Below are 3,668 nucleotides of genomic sequence, written 5' to 3'. Positions count from 1 at the left end.
CTCGAAAGGAGTCCCCCATGCCCCACTCTCCCCTGTTTCGCCACTGCCTGCGCCTGATGCGGCAGAGCACCCAGTCCCAGACCTCTGGCCCAGCTACCCCGATCGCGCGCCTGAGCCGTCGCCGGTTTCTCCGCTCCACCGCTCTGGTAGGGGGGAGTGCGATCGCCACCCGCCTGCTGGTAACTCCACCACCAACCCAGGCTCAGTCACTTGGGGCATCTCCCCAAATTGCCATCGTTGGAGCTGGGCTAGCCGGGCTAAATGCCGCTTATCAGCTCAAAAAGCTCGGCCTGACCGCCACCATCTACGAAGCCAAACCCCAGGTGGGGGGCCGCACCCCATCGGTCACCGGGCCGGTAGGGCCGGGGTTAGTTCTAGATCTTGGCGGCCACTTCATCAACACCGACCACGACGATATGTTGAGCCTTGCAGAGGAGTTTGGCCTCACCCTGTTTAACCGAGTTGACGATGCCGAGCAGTCGCCGATCCCTGAGGCTAGCTACTACTTCGATGGTAGACGACGCTCCGAGGCTGAGGTGGCCGCCAGCCTCGGAGCCATTGCCCAGCAAATTGCCGACGATGCCCAGCGGCTAGATGATGACTACGAGCAGTTCGCCCCTGAGTTTGACCAGCTCTCTGTCGCCGACTACCTCAACATCCACGCCGATAAAATCCATGACCCTTTTGTGCGTACCCTGCTGGAGCAATCTATCCGCACCGAGTACGGGGTCGAACCCGAAAATTCCTCTGCTCTACAGCTTCTGTTTAACTTGCCCACCGTAGATGGTGACAGCGTGGCGGTGCTGTCTAGCGATGAAACCTACGTCATGGAGGGAGGCATCGGTCGGCTGATCGACAGCCTCGTCGCCGCTCTACCTGGCCAAATTCGCACCAGCCAGCGCCTTACCCGCCTTGAGTCTCAAAACTCAGGGTTTCGGCTCACCTTCAATGGCGCTGAAACGGTCGACGCCGACTACGTCATCCTCGCCATTCCCTTTACAGTGCTGCGCCAGGTAGACCTGCAGGTCGAGCTACCCGAAGGCTTAACTCGCTTCATCCACGAGGTAGACCTCGGGGTCAACGAAAAACTCTTCGCTGGATTTAATCAAAAAGTCTGGCGACAAGACAACGGATTTGTCAACGAAATCTGGACCGACCAAGGGTTTTCCCAAGCGTGGGAATCGACCCAGCGGCAGCGCGAAAGCCAGGCCGGTGCCCTCACCTTTTACCTGGGCGGCAAAGATGCGATCGCCGCTCAAACTGGGACCGCCGCTGCCCAAGGTCAAGCCTTTATTCAGCACTTGTCAGGTGCGATCGCAGATCTCTCTACCGCTGCCAACGGTCACTTTTTGCGTACCGCATGGACTCAAGATCCCTTTACCCAAGGGGCCTACTCTAGCTTTAAACCAGGCCAACTCACCGAATTCGCTGACTTTTTCTACATCGAATCTGACACCCCAGGCGATCGCCAAGATGTCTACTTTGAAAACTTAGTCTTCGCTGGAGAACATCTCAGCGACGAATTTTATGGCTACATGAACGGTGCCGCCCAAACTGGACGATTAGCCGCTGAAGTCATTTTCAGAAATATATCGGCAAAGACTGGTGAAAGCGATACGACTGTATTGACAGAGAAAGGTATAAGTCAAAAAATGTGAGCCGATTTGCCCCATTCTTTCGCTCATTAACAGGTTTTTAGCAGACAAAATTGACCTTTTACGCTGAGGAAAAAATGTACAACCAAGATGCCTCATTTGCCAATCCAGATTCGCCCCTGACGGATCTAGGCGTATCGTTTAATATGTCGTGTCTGGATGATTTATCTCAAATCTCCAGATCTGACCCTGGTCAGCTGAACACCCTTGCAAATTCCATCGAGACTGAAGTTTATAGCCCTTATTCGGTCATAGAATCTCTTAATCAACCCCTTGATAGCGTTTTTAATGGATTTAGAAGTCCTAAAAACTCTGTATCCATGCCTCAACAGCCTGTGGAATTAGATTCCCTTGACCCTTTAACTGGAGCTACATCTACACTTTTGCCAGAGGGGATATGGGAGGAAAGCTTTGATGTGAGTAGTCGATTTGATAGAGACGTCAGTGTCCTGGAGCAAGACTCGTTGCCCTATCCAGGTTATCTATTCAGATATATAGAAGGGCAAACACTAACCCGCGACGAAAACGTAGAGACGTGGCAACGGCAGATGAGGGAGCGAGGCTGGCAGCTGGCTGTAGACGGCTTCTATGGTCCAGAAAGCGAAGGCATTGCTCGACAGTTTCAGCAGGCTAAAGATCTCGCCGTCGATGGAATTGTTGGCCCCAACACTTGGAGAGAAACCTTCGATACAGGTTCTCCTCCATTTCCAGGAGAACTGTTTATCTACGAGTCAGGACGTATAAATTACAATCCTGCCGTGAAGCAGTGGCAACAGCGGATGAAGGATGTAGGTTGGACACTGTCTGTCGATGGTTACTACGGTCCACAAAGTGCAGATATTGCACGACAGTTTCAAGCCGCAGAAGGATTTACTCTCGTAGATGGAATTGTTGGTCCGCAAACCTGGGAAGCAAGCTTTGATGACCAAGCCGCTACACCGAACGATGTTCCACCTGTAGCTCCTCCACCTACTGACGGTTCCGATTACACTACGCTTGTTCCCATCCCGCCAGACTCCGAAATGAACCAAGGGCTGACATCGCCCTCCGTTGGTGGCGATGAATACATGCTAAACCTGCTTGGCGATCCAGAGAACCCGAGCTTTGACCTAGTCACTGAAGACGTTGGCCCGTTTACAGCTACTGGGCTTAAGCCCGCAGTCGAAGCGCTAACGAATATCTTTGAAAAGGTTGAGCAAGAAAAGCCGGAGCTCTATGAGCAGCTGGGGTATTTAGGGATGCTTAACGTCCGAAAGATTGCTGGCACAACAACCTGGTCTAACCATGCTTGGGGGGCAGCTATTGATATACAGATTGGCAACACCGAAGCTGATCTCGATCGGGATGGTCAGACCTATAGAGGACTGGTGGAGTTATATCCCTACTTCGAGGATGCAGGGTTTTACTGGGGAGCAGAATTTTCAACTAATGAAGACCCAATACATTTTGAGGCTTCGCGAGAACTACTTGAAGAATGGAGAAGGGCTGGTTTATTAACGTAAGCCAGGCTTATCCCGTCAGCCCTTTAGCACCTAAATAGCGATGCCCACTCCCCTTACTGCCCATAATTACATCGGTGCTGGCTTCGCCTTCCCCATCCGGGTCAACGTCCAGGGCAGCCTCCAGCTCAGCACTGATACCCCCAACCTCGAAGAATCCATCGCCATTATCCTCGGTACCAAACTAGGGGAGCGGGTCTACCGCCCTAACTTTGGCTGCCGCCTCTCAGAGCTGGTCTTCGAGCCCCTTAATGCTCGCACCCTCATGCTCGTGCGCCTGTACGTCGAAGAAGCTCTTGAACTCTGGGAACCTCGTATTGTTTTGCAGGATATTCTCACCATTCCCAACCCCAACACCGGACGCGTCGATATCGAGATTCAGTACCTGCCCAAAAACAGCTACGACATCCGTAGCATGGTGTTCCCGTTTTATTTGATGCCACCGGAGGAGTAGTGAGCGGAGGGGCGGAGGGGCAGAGGGGCAGGCTTAGGCCGTTGTCCCATCCCCTTTAAC

3 protein-coding genes are annotated in these 3,668 nt (G+C 53.0%); all 3 read left to right on the top strand.

Translation table 11 applies throughout. From position 1 onward, the window contains the following. On the top strand, positions 1-1,658 hold a 1,658-nt coding region (locus IQ254_RS30160), incomplete at its 5' end, for an NAD(P)/FAD-dependent oxidoreductase (protein ID WP_228041233.1). 50 nt (positions 1,659-1,708) lie between these two features. Then, positions 1,709-3,157, top strand: coding sequence for a peptidoglycan-binding protein (locus IQ254_RS30155; RefSeq protein WP_193969830.1), 1,449 nt, complete (start codon positions 1,709-1,711; stop codon positions 3,155-3,157). Positions 3,158-3,197: 40 nt separating this feature from the next. After that, positions 3,198-3,608 (top strand): GPW/gp25 family protein, encoded by a 411-nt coding sequence (locus tag IQ254_RS30150; RefSeq protein ID WP_193969829.1) that lies wholly within the window; start codon positions 3,198-3,200, stop codon positions 3,606-3,608. Positions 3,609-3,668: the final 60 nt, after the last annotated feature.

Source organism: Nodosilinea sp. LEGE 07088 (assembly GCF_015207395.1).
In the GTDB taxonomy this organism is placed as follows: Bacteria; Cyanobacteriota; Cyanobacteriia; order Phormidesmidales; family Phormidesmidaceae; genus Nodosilinea.
The sequence above is the reverse complement of the archived record's forward strand: the minus strand, read 5'-3'. Positions and strand labels throughout refer to the sequence as shown.

Excerpts from the sequence above, each read along its gene's own strand:
- IQ254_RS30150 (WP_193969829.1), top strand. The coding sequence starts at position 3,198 with ATGCCCACTCCCCTTACTGCCCATAATTACATCGGTGCTGGCTTCGCC.